Here is a 6637-nt window from a genome sequence, read left to right as displayed (position 1 = left end):
TCGCAGTGCTGGTCGGTGCGGTCGGGCTGGCCGTCGTGGGCTTCGGGCGCTCCGCGGCGACACCGGCGGTCGCCATGCTGCTGACGCTGGCCGCCGCGCTGTCGTGGGCGATCGGCAACGTGCTGAGCCGGCGGGTCCGCTCCGCCTCCGGGCTGTCGCTGACCGTGTGGTCCGGCCTGGTCGTGCCGGTGCCGGCGGTCCTGCTCTCGCTGCTCGTCGACGGCCCGGCCGAGGTGGGTCACGCGCTGACGCACCTGCCGGTCAGTGCGCTGTTGGCGACCGCGTACACCGCCTACCTGGCCAGCCTGGTCGGCTACGGCCTCTGGAACCACCTGCTCGGCCGGCACCCGGCGGCTGCCGTCGTGCCGTTCGCGCTGCTCGTCCCGGTCGTGGGCATGCTCGCCGCCTGGGCGGTGCAGGGCGAGACGCCCAACGCGGCCGAGACGGTCGGCGGCCTGCTCTTGTTGACCGGCGTGGCCGGGGCAGTCGTCCGGCCGGCTGCCCGGCCCCGTCGCGAGAGTGGCGGTCGCCCACGCGACGCGTGCCGCGAGCGGGTGCTTGACGGCGGCTGACCGGCAGACGACTCTGCAAGGGACGGGGTGACCGACCTGTCCGACGGTCGGCTTCCCGTGGTGACGGGGGCGTCATGACGAATTCGCACCAGGCTGGCAGCACACCCGCGGACGTGATGGTGACCACCAACCGGGTCGAGGTGGTCGACGGCACGGTGCCGGCTCCGGCCCCGGCAGATCCTGGGCCGGGCGAACCTCATGGCGGTGGTGAAGGGGGCGGGACCAAGCCGCCGGTGATCCTCTTCCTGCCCGGGCTGTCGACGCTCGGCCACAACACGACCGTCCGGCTGGCTGATGTGATGTGCGCCAACCTCACCCGAGGTCCTGGGACGTTCGCCGTCCGCAGCCTCGACACCAGCGCGGGCGCGCTGAGCGACGGCCGTCGGATCGTGGAGGCGGACGAGGCCTCGGTGCTCGACCTCTACACCGTGCAGTTCCGGCAGGCCCTGCCGAAGCCAGCGGTCGAGGTGCAGCGGCCCGGGGTGCTCGCGCAGCTCAGGCTGATGGTGACGCAGACCCTGTACTTCCTGCGGGCCCTGTGGCTGCTGCTGAAGGCGATCCGACGCCCGGCCAAGACTCCGGTCGCCAAGTGGCAGCTGCTCATCGGCGTCGCGGCGGTGCTGTCGCTCTTCGCATCGATCCTCGTCACCGTCGTGGCGATCCTCACCGTATTCGGTGTCATCGAGGCTCCCCGGCTCAGCGAGGACCTCGTCGACGTCCTCGCACTCGGCTCGACCGCCGCTACGACCTGGCTGATCACGAAGGCCGCACCGATGGTCCGCAAGGCGGCCGCGATGGTCCAACAAGTGCTCGACTACGCGGAGCACGACCAGAACACGGCGACCGTCACCAACTGCCTCGGTGACGCCCTCGACGCGGTGCTCGAGGACGACCCGGGACGTGAGGTGTACGTCCTCGGGTACAGCCTTGGCGCGCTTGTCGCCGTCGACTACCTCAGCCCGCGCAGGTCCCAGCTCGGGTCGCTCGACGACCGCCACGCGAGGGCGATCAAGGGTCTGGTCACCATCGGCTGCCCGATCGACTTCATCCGCCTCTACTTCCCGGCATACATGCTCGGGCGCGACACCCGCGTCACTGATCTCCCGTGGGTCAACATCTACATCGCCGCGGACGTCCTCGGCTCCAACATGGGCGACGATGGTGACGTCGAGCAGCCCACCGGGCAGAGCGTGGTGTCGGTCGGCGACCTCCGCCCGGCAATGAGCTACCGCTACACCAACGAGAAGCTGGGCTTCTTGAACATCTGGGGCCAGCGCGGCTTCCTCAGCCACGGGGAGTACTGGTCGGTCCCGGGCTCTGGCAACTGCCTCGAGCTCGTGACCGGGATCGCGCTCGGCACGGTGTCTGTGCCCTAGCGGAACAGCTCGGGGTGGGCGGCCAGCTCAATGCGGGTCCGCCGGATGTGGCCGGCCAGGTAGCGCTCCGCGTCGTCGGTGTCCCGTCGCTCGATCGCATCCAGGATCAGCCGGTGCTCGTGGTCGACGATCCAGAGCCGGTGCCGGCCGCCGAGGCTCATGAAGGCCCGACGGTAGGCCTGGGTGGAGTTCCACAGCCGGGTCGCGGTGCCGGCCAGCTGCTCGCTCGGGCAGCCGGCGTAGGAGCCGAGGTGGAACTCCCGATCCAGCACCATGAAGTCGCGCAGGTCGGCGTCGGCGGCGATCCGCTCGTGGATCGCGGAGAGAGCCCGCACCTCCGCCGACGACAGGTGCGGGATGCTCTCGGCGAGAGCCAGCGGCTCCAGGCGCTCGCGCATCTTGTAGAGCACGTCGAGCTCGGCGGCGTCGAGCCGCGGCACCCGGGCGCCCTTGTTGGCCTCGAGCTCGGTGAGCCCCTCGGCCTCCAGGATGCGCAGCGCCTCGCGCACCGGCAGCCGGCTGGTGCCCAGCCGGTCGGCCACCTCCTCCTGCCGGATCCGCTCGCCCGGCCCGATGTCGCCGGAGAGGATCGCGGCCCGCAGGTGGGCGGCGATCCGCTCGCTGGCCGCACCCAGCGCCGGCTGCGCCGGATCGGGGACGGTCACTGCGGCGGGTTGGCGGGGATCGCCTCGGCGGCGCGCTGCCGGTCGTACGCCTTGCCCTCGGGATAGCTCACCAGCTCGAACTGCATGCCCCAGGGTGACAGGAAGTAGACCCACCGCTGCCCCTCCGACGGCCCCTTGCTAACCGTCGGCTCGCCGAGGACGGTGAGCCCCTGCTCGCGCAGGAAGGCGACACCCGCGTCGAGGTCGTCGACGTAGAGGGCGACGTGGTGCCCGCCGATGTCGCTGTTGCGCGGCTGGTCGGTGTCCTGGTCCGGCGCGGAGTACTCGAACACCTCGAAGACGGCCTGCCCGCCGCAGCGGAAGAAGTGCAGCTGCTTCATGACGGCGCGGGGGTGCACGTTCAGGTGCTCCTGCATCCAGTCGCTGTCGTCGTGGCGGAACGGGCCGAGGGAGTACATGTACTCGCAGCCGAACACGTCCACGAGGAAGGTCCGTGCCTGCTCCAAGTCCGGCACGGTGAAGCCGATGTGGTCGACGCCGGTGAGGCGGGCCTGCGTCTGCAGGGTCTGCGGCGGCTCCGGCACGGTTGCGGCTCCTTGTCGACGTACGGGCTCTTCGGATCCGAAACACGCTACCTGGCGCGACAATCCGCCCACAAGGGTTGTCATTGGATCCAATGACTGCCAGGCTGGAGGCTCGCACCACCTCACGGGAGCCGCCATGCCGGAGCACCGCAGGCTCGACCCGGCCGTGCCGTGGGTCGAGGTCGTCGCGACCGAGGCCGACTGGGACGCCGCCGACCCGTCCGCCCTGCTGTCGATGTTCAGCCACCTGACGCTGATCAGGGTCTTCGAGGAGTACGTCCTCGAGCTGGCCGGGTCGGGCCTCGTCCACGGGCCGGCCCACTCGAGCATCGGCCAGGAGGGCGGCGCCGTCGCTTCGGTGCTGTCCTTGACGAGCGATGACACCGTCAACGGGTCGCACCGCGGCCACCACCAGTTCCTGGCCAAGGCGTTGCACCATGTCGAGCCCAAGGGGGTCGACCCGACCGCGCCGGTCGGCGACGAGGTGCGCACCGTGCTGCTGCGCACCCTGGCCGAGATCTGCGGGCTGGACCGGGGCTGGAGCCATGGTCGCGGCGGCTCCATGCACCTGCAGTGGCACGAAGCCGGCGCGATCGGCACCAACGCGATCGTCGGCGGCGGCGTGCCGCTGGCGGCCGGGTCGGCGTGGGCGCACAAGCAGGCGGGCACCGACGCGGTCGCCGTCACCTACTTCGGCGACGGCGCCATCAACATCGGCTCGACGCTGGAGACGATGAACCTCGCGTCCGCGTGGCAGCTGCCGCTGTGCTTCTTCATCGAGAACAACCGCTACGCCGTCTCGACAACCGTCGACGAGGCGACCGGCGAGCCCCGGCTGTCCGGCCGGGGCCCGGGGTTCGGCATCGCGAGCTGGAAGGTCGATGGCATGGACCCGGTCGCGGTCAACCTCGCCATGCAGGAGGCAGTCGCGCACATGCGGGCCGGAAACGGGCCGACGGTCGTCGAGGTCGACGTCTACCGCTACTTCCACCAGAACGGGCCGTTCCCCGGCTCTGCGTTCCGCTACCGCAGCAAGGAGGAGGAGCAGGAGTGGCGGGCCCGTGACCCGATCGACCAGGTGGCGCTCAACCTGGCTCGGCGCGGGATCGTCGACGGGTCGGTGCTCGACGCGTTCACCGACCAGGTGAAGGGCCTGCTGGCCGAGCTCGGCGACGTACTCCTCGAACCGCTCCCCGGCGGCAAGCCCGGGCAGCGCCAGATCAAGCCGGCCGAGTGGCCCGACCCGTCCTACGTCGACGTCGGCGTGCGCGGCGACCTGAGCGAGCTCGCGGACGCACCCTTCGTGGACCGCGACACCTTCACCGGTGAGGTGGCGGACACGAAGTTCATCGACGCCGTCGCCGAGGTGATGCGGCGGCGGATGGAGACCGACGAGCGGGTCGTCGTCATGGGGGAGGACGTGCACCGGCTCAGCGGCGGCACCAACGGTGCCACCAAGGGTCTCGCCGACGCCTTCCCGGGGCGCATCCTCGGCACGCCGATCAGCGAGAACGCGTTCACCGGCCTGGGTGGTGGTGTCGCCCTCGACGGCCGCTACCGCCCGGTGGTGGAGCTGATGTACGCCGACTTCATGTGGGTCGCAGCCGACCAGATCTTCAACCAGATCGGCAAGGCGCGCCACATGTACGGCGGCGACGGTGCCGTGCCGTTCGTCCTGCGCAGCAAGGTGGCGATGGGCACCGGCTACGGCTCGCAGCACTCGATGGACCCGGCCGGTGTCTTGGCGACCGCGCCGGGCTGGCGGATCGTCGCGCCGTCGACACCCTTCGACTACGTCGGGCTGATGAACACCGCGCTGCGGCTCGACGACCCGGTGGTCGTGCTCGAGCACGTCGACCTCTACGCGTCGACCGGTGAGGGACCCGTCGACGACCACGACTACTGCCTGGAGGTGGGCAAGGCGGCGTTGCGACGCAAGGGCTCCGACGTGACGGTCCTCAGCTACCTCGCGATGACGCCGTACGTCCTCGAGGCAGCCGAGGAGGTGGCCGGCGACATCGACGCCGAGGTGATAGACCTGCGCTGGCTGGACCGGGCCAGCATCGACTGGGACACCATCGGCGAGAGCATCCGCAAGACCAACCGGGTGCTGGTCGCGGAGCAGGGTGCGCGCGGCACCTCGTACGGCGGCTGGCTGGCGGACGAGATCCAGCGCCGGTTCTTCGACTGGCTGGACCACCCGGTCGAGCGGGTGACCGGTGGCGAGGCGTCGCCGTCGATCAGCAAGGTGCTCGAGAGAGCGGCGATGGCGCGGTCGGAGGAAGTCGTGACCGCTCTGCGCCAGATCTCTCCGAAGCCAGGGGCCTGAGCCGTGCCCGATCTGCTGCGGATGCCCGAGATCGCGGCCGGCACCACCGAGGCCGTGCTGTCGAGCTGGTCGGTGGCCGAGAACGCCTCGGTGTCGGCGCGCGAGGTGGTGGCGACCGTCGAGACGGCGAAGGCGGTCGTCGACGTCGAGGCCGAGAGCGACGGCGTGATCCTGCGGCTGCTGGTGGAGCCGGGCGCCGAGGTCGAGACCGGTGCGCCGATCGCCCTGGTCGGCGCGGCAGGGGAGTCCGTCGCCGACCTCGACGCCGTGCTGCGCGACCTGGGTGTCACCTCCGCGCCCAAGACCCCGGCCACGTTGCAGCCGGACCAGGAGCCGGCGGCTGACGTTGCGGTCGAGGTCCCCGAGGCGGCGCCGACGCCGTCGCCCATCCCCGACGATGTCGCGACGACATCCGCTGCTCAGAGTGGCGCCTCGTCTCAGGATCAGCCGGCTGAGACGGCGAACGGCCACCGGTCCGGGCGGGTCTTCGCCAGCCCGCTCGCTCGCCGGTTGGCCAAGGAGGCCGGTCTCGCGGTCGAGCAGATCGCCGGGACGGGTCCGCATGGTCGCATCGTCCGTCGCGACGTCGAACAGGCGGCGAAGGTCGGCACTGGCACTGCTGCTGCCGAGACGCGGCCGGCGGCGGCCGGAGCGACCGGCCCTGCGGCCGGGTTGCGAGACCCGGCGGGGTGGCGCGACGTACCGCACACCAAGCTGCGCCGGCTGGTCGCCGAGCGGCTCGCCGAGAGCAAGACGACCGCGCCGCACTTCTACCTGCGCGACACCGTGCCGGTCGACCGGCTGCTCGCGCTGCGCGCCGAGCTCAACGACGGCGCCGAGACGCGCGTCTCGGTCAACGACCTGGTCGTCAAGGCGGTCGCGCGGGCGCACGTCGCCGTGCCCGAGCTCAACGTCACGTGGGGGCCGGACGCGGTGCGGCACTACGAGTCGGTCGACGTCGCCGTGGCCGTCGCGACGGACAACGGGCTCTTGACGCCGGTGCTGCGAGCGGTCGAGGACATGACGATCACCACCGTCGCGCGGACGACCCGCGACCTGGCCGAGCGGGCCCGGTCCGGGCAGCTGCGCCAGCACGAGCTCGAGGGCGGGTCGATCAGCGTGACCAACCTCGGGATGCACGGCACCGAGG

Annotated in this window: 6 protein-coding genes; 4 read left to right on the top strand and 2 right to left on the bottom strand. The window is 71.3% G+C overall.

Going from position 1 to position 6637, the window contains the following annotated elements:
• The coding region (locus VK640_06615) for an EamA family transporter (protein HTE72855.1) at positions 1 to 572 on the top strand (572 nt) is incomplete at its 5' end.
• A 74-nt stretch (positions 573 to 646) separates the two neighbouring features.
• A complete protein-coding gene (locus tag VK640_06610) occupies positions 647 to 1948 on the top strand; it encodes a hypothetical protein (protein HTE72854.1) in 1302 nt (433 codons plus the stop codon).
• Here the strand turns inward: VK640_06610 and VK640_06605 are convergent.
• Both VK640_06605 and VK640_06600 read right to left on the bottom strand, forming a co-directional pair.
• The gene (locus tag VK640_06605) at positions 1945 to 2613 is read right to left on the bottom strand and encodes a GntR family transcriptional regulator (GenBank protein ID HTE72853.1); all 669 of its coding nucleotides are present in this window, start codon (positions 2611 to 2613) and stop codon (positions 1945 to 1947) included. The two genes, VK640_06610 and VK640_06605, sit on opposite strands and share 4 nt — an antisense overlap.
• Positions 2610 to 3158: a VOC family protein gene (locus VK640_06600; protein ID HTE72852.1), complete on the bottom strand. Its 549-nt coding sequence runs from the start codon at positions 3156 to 3158 to the stop codon at positions 2610 to 2612. The genes VK640_06605 and VK640_06600 overlap by 4 nt, the downstream gene beginning before the upstream one ends.
• 136 nt (positions 3159 to 3294) lie before the next feature.
• Between VK640_06600 and VK640_06595 the strand changes: the two genes are divergently transcribed.
• Both VK640_06595 and VK640_06590 read left to right on the top strand, forming a co-directional pair.
• Positions 3295 to 5487 (top strand): thiamine pyrophosphate-dependent enzyme, encoded by a 2193-nt coding sequence (locus tag VK640_06595; GenBank protein HTE72851.1) that lies wholly within the window; start codon positions 3295 to 3297, stop codon positions 5485 to 5487.
• A 3-nt stretch (positions 5488 to 5490) separates the two neighbouring features.
• On the top strand, positions 5491 to 6637 hold a 1147-nt coding region (locus tag VK640_06590), incomplete at its 3' end, for a dihydrolipoamide acetyltransferase family protein (protein ID HTE72850.1).

This window comes from Actinomycetes bacterium (genome assembly GCA_035489715.1).
Classification (GTDB): domain Bacteria; phylum Actinomycetota; class Actinomycetes; order JACCUZ01; family JACCUZ01; genus DATHAP01.
The sequence above is the reverse complement of the archived record's forward strand: the minus strand, read 5'-3'. Positions and strand labels throughout refer to the sequence as shown.

Excerpts from the sequence above, each read along its gene's own strand:
- VK640_06595 (HTE72851.1), top strand. The coding sequence starts at position 3,295 with ATGCCGGAGCACCGCAGGCTCGACCCGGCCGTGCCGTGGGTCGAGGTC.
- VK640_06610 (HTE72854.1), top strand. The coding sequence starts at position 647 with ATGACGAATTCGCACCAGGCTGGCAGCACACCCGCGGACGTGATGGTG.